Here is an 11,512-nt window from a genome sequence, read left to right as displayed (position 1 = left end):
TTCCTGTATGCGGGATTTATTGAGCGAACTGATAATCAAATGCCTCCAGACTGGATCTAAATTACACAATACTCTGGTTTAATGAGTCCATTTTGTGGTATATAGCTTTGAATAACGTTAATTCGATTTTTCTATTGGTGAGACGCTAAATTTATGCACAGTGGCGCAGTTTTTTATACCATTTTCTTAATATTTGCAGGGGCTGCTGTTTTTTCAACCCTGGTATTGTATACAAGGCAATCGCTGCTGGTTGCTTACATTTTGTTAGGTGCAGCACTAGGGCCCTGGGGATTAAAGTTAGTTTCAGACGTGAGTGTTGTTCAACAGGTTGGGGATATTGGCATTGTATTTCTGCTGTTTTTACTTGGTCTGCATTTGCAACCACAGAATTTGGTACATATGTTAAAAAAGATAACCTGGATTGCGCTGATCAGTTCTTTATTTTTTGCTGTTACTGCTTATTTGATTGGCCGTTGGTTTGGTTTAACGACCACCGAATCCTGGATTCTGGGTGCGGCAATGATGTTTTCAAGTACAATTATCGGCCTTAAATTGTTACCAACCACTATTTTGCATCATCAACATACTGGCGAAGTAATGATCAGTGTGCTTTTAATGCAGGACGTTATCGCTATTATTGTGTTAATTCTAATTAACGGTGCCCGAAATGCTACCGGTGGTTTTTCCTGGGATGATCTGATTTTAGTAGGAATCGCTTTACCAGCGCTTATTCTTTTTGCTTTTGCTGTAGAACGTTACGTTCTTGTAAAATTGCTTGCCCGTTTTGATAGAACGCAAGAATATGTTTTTCTCTTATCAATTGGCTGGTGTTTAGGCATGTCTTTTCTTGCACAGAAATCAGGTTTGTCCGAAGATATCGGTGCATTTATTGCCGGTGTTGCACTTGCAGCTAGTCCAATTTCTCTTTACATTGCAGAAAGTCTCAAGCCTCTGCGCGATTTTTTTCTCGTAATGTTTTTCTTTTCAATTGGTGCTACTTTTAATTTTGGTTATGCCGCCCAAGTTGTTATACCAGCTTGTATCCTGTCCTTTTTAATGCTTCTTGTTAAACCCGTTTTATTTAATTTTCTTCTGGTTAAAGCGGGAGAAAAGAAAACAGTAGCTGCCGAAGTCGGGGTACGTTTAGGGCAAGCCAGTGAATTTTCTTTATTGGTAGCAAGTATTGCATTGAGTACAAAGCTTATCTCTGAAGTGGCGTCCAACCTGATACAAGCGACAACTATTTTAACATTTATAGTATCTTCCTATCTGGTAGTGTTAAAGTATCCAACACCCATAGCCCTGTCTGATAAAATGCGCAAGGATTAAAAATGAAATTATTGGTAATTGTCCTTTGTTTATTAAGTGAGCGCTTTCTTGTTCATGCTCTGTCTTACAAACGATTTTATTGGTTTTCTTCTTATTTTGATGCTATTCGTCAACGGCTTCCTCAAAACAGCTTTTTTTCAACACCTGCGGTAGGAATGATTGCTGTTATTTTTCCTGTGTTATTTATAACAGGTCTGGTGTTTTTGGTTTTTAATCACGTACTCTTTGGATTTATTGGATTACTTCTTAATTTAGCTATTTTTTATTATTGTCTGGGCCCAGAAAATTCATTTTATCCTGTCAGACAGGAAATGGGTGAAGAGCATAACGAAATGGAAGCAGGTCGCTATTTCGCAAAAGTGAATGGACAATTATTTGCCGTTATTTTCTGGTATATAATAACTGGGGCATCTGGAGTACTCATTTACCGCCTTATTTCTTTATGCCGCTACCAGGAACTGACGGCTAAATTGGCCGCCTCTCTAACAAATATACTGGATTGGATTCCCGTAAGGCTTACCGTGTTTCTTTATTTATTAGTAGGAAATTTTCAGCGAGGTATTCATTTCTTTATTCAAAAACTGCCATCGTCTCCTGAAAATAATACAGAATTTTTAAGTGAAGGAGGACTTCTTGCTGCGCGTACCAGCGATAATGAATCTGTACAGATGTCCTATGCAGAAAGTTTGGTAGAACATGCGTTAATTGTTTACCTTGTTTTTATTGCATTTTTTACTTTGGTTGCCTGGCTAAAATAAGCCTTTAATAAACCTGTTTTAAGTTTTTTTAGGTGGAACTGATTATTGGGCGGAATCGTATACCCTGTATATTTTGTTATGCATTTAAGGTAAGGTTTGTTGGACAGGCTGCCTGGGACAGGTGTAATTAAGTGGGTTATCTATGATAAATTCTATTATGAGGCTCGTATTATACTGTAGCTTCCTATGTTTACTATCTTGTACGCAACACTTTCTTTTTTATGGTAATAATCATTTTGTCTCGTGTAAGATAAATTGCGAAAACAGACTAAAAATTTGTACTAAAGTGTGTCGTAATAATAATCTACAGTGTTCTGCGGCTGCAACAGAATTAACAGCTAAAAATTATGCACATTACCTACATGAGCAGCGTGTGAAAGGGGAATTTATTGCACTTCAGTTGAATTCCTTCTGTGATCCACTACAATGCCGCAAAACAACTTGCAATTGTCAGGCTGATTATCGGGTTTGTGTGCGGGCCTGTAAGGGTACTATTCCCAAGTATTTACACCAGACCCCATTTCGTAATAGCTAAAAATATTAATTCAGTAATTCTGATAGAATGACTGGGTAACTCTAAGAGTATATGAGGATACATTCATGGCACATGAAAATAGTAATGATATCGATCCAATGGAAACGCGCGAATGGCTGGATGCCTTACAATCTGTATTGGCCAGTGATGGTAATGAACGTGCTGCTTTCCTTATCCAGGAGCTTGTAAATAAAGCGAATGCTGAGGGGATATCTTTAAACACATCGATTAATACGCCTTATCGTAACACCATAAAAACGTATGAAGAAAAACAGATACCCCCTGATGAAGGGCTGGGTAAACGGATTAGCGCACTTATTCGCTGGAACGCTGTCGCTATGGTTTTGCGCGCAGGAAAGTATGCACCGGAGCTTGGGGGGCATATCGCTTCTTACGCATCCTCATCTACTCTTTATGAAACAGGATTTAATTATTTTTTTAAGGGCGCCAATGGTTCCAATGGTGGTGATTTGCTTTATATACAGGGTCACTCCTCCCCCGGGATTTATGCTCGCGCATTTCTTGAGGGGCGTTTAACCGAGCAACAACTGGATAAATTCAGACAAGAAGTTGAGGTCGATGGATTATCCTCTTATCCTCATCCCTGGTTAATGGGCGAATTCTGGCAGTTTCCCACGGTATCGATGGGATTAGGCCCACTACAGGCAATCTATCAGGCACGTTTTCTCAAATACCTTGAAAATAGAGGTTTAATTAAAGCAGAAGGCCGTAAAGTCTGGGCGTTTCTGGGTGATGGAGAAATGGATGAACCGGAATCAGTCGGCGCTTTATCGATTGCTGCCCGAGAGAAGCTGGATAATCTTATTTTTGTAGTCAATTGCAATCTGCAGCGACTTGATGGCCCCGTGCGTGGCAATGGCAAAATTATTCAGGAACTGGAAGGTCTTTTTCGTGGCGCTGGCTGGAATGTGATTAAGGTTATCTGGGGCGGACGTTGGGACCCGTTATTTGAACGTGATCATAATGGTTTAATGCAAAAACGCATGGAAGAATGTGTTGATGGTGATTACCAGGCTTATAAGGCAAATAATGGGGCCTATGTGCGCGAACATTTTTTTGGCCAGTATCCTGAGTTGAAAAAAATAGTAGACAATATGTCAGATGAAGAAATCTGGCGTTTAAACCGTGGTGGTCATGATCCTCAAAAAGTATATGCCGCTTATTCACAGGCAGTAGAGCATAAAGGAAGTCCGACTGTAATCCTGGCTAAAACAATTAAAGGGTATGGTATGGGGGCTGCGGGTGAAGGACAAAATATTACTCATCAGCAAAAGAAAATGAGCATTGAGCAATTACGCGCGTTTCGAGATCGTTTTAGTATTCCAGTCAGTGATGACAAGATTACAGAAATTCCTTTTTATCGCCCTGATGACGATAGTCCGGAAATACAATATTTACGCAAACAGCGTGAAGCCTTGGGAGGGTATTTGCCAGCACGCCATGTAAATGTAGCGCCATTAAAAGCGCCTGATCTCTCCAGCTTTGCCGCGGTTACCAAAAGCTCGGGTGATCGGGAAATTTCAACCACCATGGCTTTTGTTCGCATCCTTTCTGTTCTGTTAAAAGATAAGGAGTTAGGTCCTAGAATAGTCCCTATTGTTCCTGACGAGTGTCGAACTTTTGGTATGGAGGGTTTATTCCGTCAAATTGGTATTTATTCTCCTGTGGGTCAATTGTATACACCAGTTGATCATGAGCAGGTTATGTATTACCGTGAGGCAAAAGACGGCCAAATTCTTGAGGAAGGTATCAATGAAGCAGGCGCATTCTGTTCCTGGATGGCAGCCGCCACGTCCTATAGTTCAAATAAACTGACAATGATCCCTTTTTATATCTACTACTCTATGTTTGGTTTTCAGCGTATTGGCGATTTGGCCTGGGCCGCCGGTGATATGCAGGCTCGTGGATTTCTCTTGGGAGGTACGGCGGGTCGTACTACCTTGGCAGGCGAAGGTTTGCAACATCAGGATGGTCATAGCCATTTACTGGCTTCTACCATTCCTAATTGTGTCAGTTATGATCCAACTTACGCTTACGAATTAGCTGTCATCGTTCAGCATGGATTGTACCGTATGTATGAAAAGCAGGAAAATGTGTTTTACTATATTACGGTAATGAATGAAAACTATACTCATCCTGATATGCCAGAAGGTGTTGAAGAAGGCATTATCAAGGGAATGTATCTCTTACAGGAAAGTAATAAAAAAGCTAAAAAACATGTGCAATTATTAGGTAGTGGAACTATTTTGCGTGAAGTCATTACTGCAGCAAAAATGCTTGAAGAAGATTACGGTGTCACTGCTGATATATGGAGCGTAACCAGCTTTAATGAACTGCGTCGTGATGGCCTGGCGGTTGAACGGCATAATCGCTTGCATCCGGAAGATAAACCGCATGAATGTTATGTCGCTAAAATGCTTGCTGAACGTAAGGGGCCTGTTATTGCTGCCACTGATTATATGCGTTTGTATGCTGATCAAATCAGACCTTTTGTTTCTGCTCCTTTTGTTACCTTGGGAACTGACGGGTACGGACGCAGCGATACAAGACAACGTTTACGTCACTTTTTCGAAGTAGATGCCAAATTTATTGTTTTAACTGCGTTGGATGCTTTGGCACAGCAAGATGAATTGCCTAAATCAACAGTAACTGAGGCCATGAAGCGTTATGGTATTGACAGTAAAAAACCGAATCCTGTGACTCACTGAGGATAAATATGACCAATGAGATTGAAATTAAAGTTCCTGATATTGGTGGCGCAACCAATGTTGATGTCATTGAAATCATGGTTAAGCCTGGAGATGAAATAAACAAAGACACTCCTTTGATTACACTTGAATCCGATAAGGCAAGTATGGAAATACCTTCGCCACAGGCTGGGAAAGTGAGTGCAGTACGGCTAAAAGTCGGTGATAAAGTTTCTGAAAATGATGTTATTTTAACCTTAACATCAAAAGAGGATAAAAAAGACACAAAATTAGCTGAAAAACCTGTAGAAATTCAAAAGGAAGCAGAACAATCAACGGAAAAAAAGGAGCTACCAGTAAAAGGGACTCAGAGTCTTGAGGTTTGCATCCCGGATATTGGTGGCGCTACGGATGTTGATGTGATTGAAATTATGGTTGAGGTTGGTCAGGCCATCAGCAAGGATCAGGCACTTATTACTTTGGAAGGAGATAAGGCCACGATGGATATCCCCTCACCAGCAGCAGGTATTGTTGAAAAAATTGCGGTGAAAACAGGCGATAAAGTGTCTCAGGGCAGTCCGGTTTTAACCTTGAAATCCGAAACGGGATCAGAAAATGAATCAATAGTCACTTCACCGACACGAGACGGGAAAAATTCCGAAGTAGCAGAGATTGAGAAACCTGTTAACCTGTCCAGATCAGCTTCGTCACCAGCTACTGGAATGGAAAAGGGTAATGCCATAGTATCAGCAGGCCCTGCGGTTCGCCGTATGGCCCGTGAGTTGGGTGTTGATTTAGCTGATGTTAAAGGTTCCGGACGAAAATCAAGAATAACCAAAGAAGATGTGCAGCTTTATGTAAAAACCCGGTTAAGCGAAAAAACCACTGCAAATGGTTTTGCCCTTCCAGCAGCTCCTGCTGTTGATTTTAGTAAGTTTGGCGAAATAGACATTAAGCCTTTAAACAAGATTAAGCGGTTAACGGGTGTTAATGTTCACCGTTCGTGGGTTACTATCCCTCATGTTACCCAATTTGACGAAGCGGATATTACCGAACTGGAAGCTTTCAGGAAATCAGAAACAGAGCAGGCAAAGCATGCGGATTATAAATTAACCATTCTCGCCTTTGTAACTAAAGTGGTTGCCAGGGCACTGGCAGTGTATCCCCAATTTAATACTTCACTGGATTCAAGTGGCCAGAATTTAATTTATAAACGGTATTGTCACATTGGTATCGCCGTTGAAACACCGAATGGTCTTGTAGTCCCCGTCATAAAAAATGTGGATCAATGCTCTGTTAGAGAAATTGCTCTTGAAATGGCACGTTTAAGTACTAAAGCGCGTGATAAAGGATTAATGCCTGCCGATATGAGCGGTGGTTGTTTTACCATTTCGAGTCTGGGCGGTATAGGAGGAACAGCCTTTACGCCTATCGTTAATAGTCCTGAGGTAGCTATTTTGGGTTTATCCCGTTCAAGTATAAAACCGGTTTATGACAAAGGCGAATTTAAGCCACGCTTAATGTTGCCTTTATCGCTTTCTTATGACCACCGTGTTATTGATGGGGCAGAAGCGGCACGGTTTACACGATTTATAGCCGATTCGCTTAGTGATATACGACGGATTTTATTATAGCGATGATTACCTGTTATTTAAGATAAAAACATAGATTGCAATTATTAAGAGGCCCTGAGATGAGTGGAAATTTAAAAGCTGAAGTAGTGGTATTTGGTAGTGGCCCAGGAGGGTATTCTGCGGCTTTTCGTGCTGCTGATTTGGGTAAAAAAGTAATATTGGTTGAGCGTTTTGATACCTTGGGAGGAGTTTGTTTAAATGTGGGCTGTATTCCATCAAAAGCGTTATTACATATTGCCAAGGTAGTTGATGAAGCTCACGAAATGTCAGAACAAGGGGTAACCTTTGGTAAACCTGAATTGGACAGCAAGAAAATTGTAGCCTGGAAAAATTCAGTCGTTAACAAGCTAACGGGCGGTTTGAAAGTCCTGGCTAAGCAGCGAAAAGTAGAAGTAGTAACAGGTACTGCCAAATTTTCAGGACCTCATCGGGTTACTATTGAAGGGTTGAAAGGTAATACAACCGTTGAGTTTGACAATGCTATTATTGCCGTAGGGAGCGAATCAATTAACTTACCGTTCATTCCCGAAGATCCGCGTATTTTCAGCTCAACAGGTGCTTTGGAGTTAGCCGATATCAAAGGTAATTTACTGGTATTAGGTGGAGGTATTATTGGTTTGGAAATGGCAACGGTTTATTCAGCCTTAGGTGTTGAAGTAACCGTTGTGGAGTTTATGGATCAATTAATTCCCGGTGCAGATGCTGATTTGGTTAATGTTTTACAGAAACGAATGACTAAAAAAGGAGTTAAGTTCCTGTTGAAAACCAAAGTGACTGCCATGGAAGCAAAAAAGGAAGGTATTCATGTTTCAATGGAAGGTGAACATGCTACAGACAAGCCATTAATCTTCAAGCAAGTTTTGGTTGCGGTGGGCAGAAAACCAAATGGTGGAACGATTGATGCCGATAAAGCAGGTGTGGAAGTTGATGAGCGTGGTTTTATCCATGTTGATAAGCAAATGCGAACTAACGTACCCCATATATTTGCAATTGGTGATGTAGTAGGGCAACCGATGTTGGCTCATAAGGCAATTCCAGAAGGACGCCTGGCCGCTGAAGTGATAGCAGGCATGAAACATTATTTTGATCCGAAATGTATACCTAGCGTTGCCTATACTGATCCTGAAATAGCATGGACTGGACTTACTGAAAAAGAAGCAAAAGAAAAAGGCATTGCTTATGAGAAAGCAATCTTCCCCTGGATTGCCAGTGGACGTGCTTTAAGCATGGGACGTGAAGAAGGAATGACCAAGCTCTTGTTTTGTTCTTCAACCCACCGGATTTTGGGTGCTGGAATTGTAGGAATAAGTGCCGGTGATTTAATTAGTGAAGCGTCTTTGGCCATTGAAATGGGATGTGATGTGGAGGATATTGCTTTAACTATCCATCCACATCCGACTCTTTCTGAACCTATAGGCTTAGCCGCTGAAATTTTTGAAGGGACGATTACTGATCTTTATATGCCTAAAAAGAAGAAAGAAAAAGATTAGGGTGAGTTGTCATTCTACTATCTTGGCCAAATAGCTCAGAAACTCACATACTGGTGTATGCTGCGTTTATGGGCTATAAAATCAATCTATTTGTTTTGATTTTGATCATGGTGATCGTTGTCGCGAAGGCGCTGAGTGAGCCTTTCGTTTTTTGTGCGATTGATGTTTAATTGAAGCCGGGACCTATCTTTCAAGCAAAGCAGTCGTGTAATTTGAGAAACAGATCGCCGTTTTCACAGGAATGACACAAAAATATAAGAAGTTTAGCCGTCATTCTGAGGAGCTTGAGGAAGAATCTCCAGGTATTCGGCAATCTCTTACTCACGCTTGAGATGGCGTGACGCCTTTGCATGAACGCTAGATTAAGCTGAATAGGATTCTGGATGACGGAAACTTTCTTTTTCTTATCAAAAATATACTTATTATGACACTTCAAATTCGCCCAATGCTGCAGAGTGACATTGACACAGTCCATATTATTGAATCTTCAGCGCATCATACACCCTGGAGTCATGATATTTTAAGGGATTGTGTGCTTGTTGGTTATGATTGTCGCGTATTGGAGTTGATAGAAGAGCACAATAAAAAAATTGTTGGCTATATTATTTGTCGTTATAGCGTTAAAAGTTGTCATATTCTTAATCTTTGTGTTGCTTGTTCTGAACAGGGAAAAGGTTATGGCAAGTTCCTTTTGCAAGCAGTATTTGATTCATTTCAACAATCTGATATTAATACAGTGATTCTCGAAGTACGTCCCAGTAATAAGGTCGCGATTGCTTTATATAAAAAATTTGGTTTTCAAAAAGACTCTATCAAAGAAGGTTATTATAAAGATGAAAAAGGGGAGGAGGATGCAATCTTGTTAAAGAAAACATTTTAGTAACACTATTTTCAGAGAACTGTATTTTTTTTCAATGATTCTGGAACTCGTGTTTAAAAAAATTTTTTAATAGAATGGTTCAATTTTTTCAGGGAGAAAAAAATGCCGCAAAAGAAAGGAATAGTTGATCCTCTAAATGATGAAATTCATAAAATCATTGATATTCTGGATAGAGAAAAATTTAAACATCAAATAATGAACGTTTCACGGGCTATATTAGGCTTAATGGCTCCCGGAGCAAGTATTTTTGCTTTATATTATGGTATTTATAATACAATTAATTGGATGCAAAAAGACGCGAAAATAGCAGATAATTTTATAGATGGGTGGTATGCGGCAGAAGACAACACCTGTTGGAGACATTATGGTGGGGTTCGCTTCGATTGCCCCTCGCCAGTAAAAATAACTATTGAGTTGTGTAGCCAATTGGTCATGACTTATTGTAATAAGTTAAAAAAAATTAACGCTGAATATTTTATTCTATCGGGTGTCAATTTAGTATCTATACTCCTCATAACATTCGGAGTTATTGGTTTATTACTTTTAGTAATTTTAACACCTAATATATATAAATACATAAGAGAAAAACGAGAATTTTATTCTCATCTACCTATTCCCCAAGCACATCAACATACTATTAATCGTATAATTAATAGTTTATCTATTAGTATGACCAGCAACACACTTCACGAACATGTTCAGGAATTAAAAAATTATTTAAATTTAGTTAACTCCAATAAACAAAGAAGACTTACTTTTTTTTCGGGAACTTTGGAGAAAAATAAAGAAACTGCTTTGCATCATTTCTTAAAAAAATGTGATCGGGAGATTCTCTATAAAATTTTAGTGTATGCAGATCCATTTTTGCCTCATTTTAAAAAATTTCTTTATCCTGAAAATGAAAATACTGAGCATACTCTTCTTTTATCAGAGATTAAAGTAATGAATGGGTAGATCATTTTTAAAATATTATTATCTGAAAACCGTTCTTAATTTAACTGCTCTTTTCTGATTATTTAATCCAGAGCGGTAGTGTATTAAGTAACGCATTAAATCTCGACTTTATAAAGCCCAAATTTTACATTGTTCTGCGACGACCTTCGGTAGGGAGTTAAACTGTTTTAAGAACTGCCTTAAAAGAATCGTATCGTTTTCTTTATCAGTAACATGGCGGGCTAATTGAAGAATGTAGGCCATGGAATTCAAGCGATTGGCGTAGCGTTCAATTTTTTTTATCGTTTCAAAAATATCAGTGCTAATTAAATAGTTTTCTGTGGTAAGGGGATTAATAAAATGTCCTTCGAAACCGTAGCGACTGGCCTGGAAACGATTATAGTTATAAACATGATACCAATCCTGGCCTATTTGAAAGGGTCTTTCTTCTAACAAATAAAGCGCCAGTGCCTGGATATAAGCAGTGATTAGCACAGCTTTTTTTATAGTCAGTGGAGTATCACATACCCTTATTTCGACAGTACCAAATTCGGGTTTAGGGCGAATATCCCAATAAAAATCTTTCATTGAAGACACAATTTCCAGCTCTTTCATCTTATAAAAATAGGCCGAAAACTCTTGCCAATTGGTTAAATAAGGCATGATTCCACTTAGAGGAAACGCATTGAATATGGTGGTTCGAGAAGAATAATAACCGGTATCAACACCTTGGTAGAAAGGTGAAGAAGCACATATTGCTATAAATTGCGGTACATATCGAGTGAATGCATGCGTTAAATAGAGAGCATCTTCGCTGCTTTCACAACCAACATGAATATGTTGACCGAAGACTGTTGCCCGTTTGGATAAATAACGATACTGTCTGGATAAATTTTTGTAACGTTTGGCGGGAAATATTTTTTGCATGGACCATTTCTGAAAAGGGTGCATACCCCCACCACAAAAATGCAAATCAAATTGTTGAGCTAATGCTAATAAACTGGTTTGCAGGGCGCACAACTCCTCTTCCATGGTGTTTATTGTGCGATGGATGGAAGAATTAATTTCAATCATGGATTGAGTAATTTCAGGTTTTATGTGTTTCTGATAAGGATGCTCGTTAAGATATCGAATTAATTCTTTAGCACGAGAGGCTAATGCATAGCTGTGCGGATCAATAATTTGTAATTCCAGCTCCACACCCAAGGATGCTACTGAAGAGGATTTAAATGGTAATATTTTCAT

At 39.3% G+C, this 11,512-nt stretch carries 8 protein-coding genes; 7 read left to right on the top strand and 1 reads right to left on the bottom strand.

The genetic code is table 11. The features are described 5' to 3' along the window. Window positions 1-153 precede the first annotated feature (153 nt). From T345_RS0100650 to T345_RS0100620, 7 genes are all read left to right on the top strand, one after another. The gene (locus T345_RS0100650) at window positions 154-1,329 is read left to right on the top strand and encodes a cation:proton antiporter (protein WP_028387631.1); all 1,176 of its coding nucleotides are present in this window, start codon (window positions 154-156) and stop codon (window positions 1,327-1,329) included. Window positions 1,330-1,331: 2 nt separating this feature from the next. Next, window positions 1,332-2,087 carry a regulatory signaling modulator protein AmpE gene (gene ampE, locus T345_RS0100645; RefSeq protein WP_028387630.1) on the top strand — a complete coding sequence of 252 codons (756 nt, stop codon included), beginning with the start codon at window positions 1,332-1,334 and terminating at the stop codon, window positions 2,085-2,087. Between the two features lie 600 nt (window positions 2,088-2,687). Beyond that, on the top strand, window positions 2,688-5,351 hold the full coding sequence (gene aceE, locus T345_RS0100640; RefSeq protein ID WP_028387629.1) for a pyruvate dehydrogenase (acetyl-transferring), homodimeric type: 2,664 nt from the start codon (window positions 2,688-2,690) through the stop codon (window positions 5,349-5,351). 8 nt (window positions 5,352-5,359) lie between these two features. Then, the gene (gene aceF, locus T345_RS0100635; protein WP_028387628.1) at window positions 5,360-6,964 is read left to right on the top strand and encodes a dihydrolipoyllysine-residue acetyltransferase; all 1,605 of its coding nucleotides are present in this window, start codon (window positions 5,360-5,362) and stop codon (window positions 6,962-6,964) included. 59 nt (window positions 6,965-7,023) lie between these two features. Continuing rightward, window positions 7,024-8,454, top strand: coding sequence for a dihydrolipoyl dehydrogenase (gene lpdA, locus T345_RS0100630; RefSeq protein WP_028387627.1), 1,431 nt, complete (start codon window positions 7,024-7,026; stop codon window positions 8,452-8,454). A 424-nt stretch (window positions 8,455-8,878) separates the two neighbouring features. Next, on the top strand, window positions 8,879-9,334 hold the full coding sequence (gene rimI, locus T345_RS0100625; RefSeq protein ID WP_028387626.1) for a ribosomal protein S18-alanine N-acetyltransferase: 456 nt from the start codon (window positions 8,879-8,881) through the stop codon (window positions 9,332-9,334). 102 nt (window positions 9,335-9,436) lie between these two features. Next, on the top strand, window positions 9,437-10,288 hold the full coding sequence (locus T345_RS0100620) for a hypothetical protein (protein WP_028387625.1): 852 nt from the start codon (window positions 9,437-9,439) through the stop codon (window positions 10,286-10,288). 108 nt (window positions 10,289-10,396) lie between these two features. Here T345_RS0100620 and T345_RS0100615 read toward each other — a convergent pair whose 3' ends face one another. Beyond that, complete coding sequence (locus T345_RS0100615) at window positions 10,397-11,512, bottom strand: YbdK family carboxylate-amine ligase (protein WP_028387624.1); 1,116 nt, start codon at window positions 11,510-11,512, stop codon at window positions 10,397-10,399.

Source organism: Legionella fairfieldensis ATCC 49588, assembly GCF_000621525.1.
Classification (GTDB): domain Bacteria; phylum Pseudomonadota; class Gammaproteobacteria; order Legionellales; family Legionellaceae; genus Tatlockia; species Tatlockia fairfieldensis.
This window is presented reverse-complemented; position numbering and strand designations above follow the sequence as displayed.

Coding starts and splice junctions, on each gene's coding strand:
- ampE (WP_028387630.1), top strand. CDS start 1,332: ATGAAATTATTGGTAATTGTCCTTTGTTTATTAAGTGAGCGCTTTCTT.
- T345_RS0100620 (WP_028387625.1), top strand. CDS start 9,437: ATGCCGCAAAAGAAAGGAATAGTTGATCCTCTAAATGATGAAATTCAT.
- T345_RS0100650 (WP_028387631.1), top strand. CDS start 154: ATGCACAGTGGCGCAGTTTTTTATACCATTTTCTTAATATTTGCAGGG.
- T345_RS0100615 (WP_028387624.1), bottom strand. CDS start 11,512: ATGAAAATATTACCATTTAAATCCTCTTCAGTAGCATCCTTGGGTGTG.
- aceE (WP_028387629.1), top strand. CDS start 2,688: ATGGCACATGAAAATAGTAATGATATCGATCCAATGGAAACGCGCGAA.
- rimI (WP_028387626.1), top strand. CDS start 8,879: ATGACACTTCAAATTCGCCCAATGCTGCAGAGTGACATTGACACAGTC.
- aceF (WP_028387628.1), top strand. CDS start 5,360: ATGACCAATGAGATTGAAATTAAAGTTCCTGATATTGGTGGCGCAACC.
- lpdA (WP_028387627.1), top strand. CDS start 7,024: ATGAGTGGAAATTTAAAAGCTGAAGTAGTGGTATTTGGTAGTGGCCCA.